Annotated in this window: 1 pseudogene; it reads right to left on the bottom strand. The window is 43.7% G+C overall.

What is annotated here, in order from left to right:
- Positions 1-136: 136 nt before the first annotated feature.
- Positions 137-302: pseudogene (locus G5B11_RS18935) on the bottom strand (IS110 family transposase); the annotation flags it as partial.

Raw genomic sequence — 302 nt, 5'->3', positions numbered from 1 at the left:
GCAACAGCACCTTTCGGTGGACGTTTTCCTGTTGCATTCTAGTTGTTTACTGCTCCCAGCTATCATGGCTGGTCTCAGCCCTTCATCTTTTCCTTTTAAAGGCTCAGACCGGCCATGATACACTGTTTCTTTCTCTTTATGCTGCTAACTGCATTTCAGGTCTTACAATGTCAGCTAACATCCTCTGACCGTCATAATCCACGCCTTTCGTTAGTATCGTATAAAATATCCTGATCAGTTTACATGCCACAGCTATCACTGACTGCATCTTTTTCAGTGGATTTTTCTCCCTTGTCCGGTAA

The sequence above is a fragment of the Blautia glucerasea genome (assembly GCF_013304385.1).
GTDB lineage: Bacteria > Bacillota > Clostridia > Lachnospirales > Lachnospiraceae > Blautia_A > Blautia_A ammoniilytica.
Note: the sequence above shows the minus strand (reverse complement) of the source record. Positions and strands in the feature narration are given on the sequence as shown.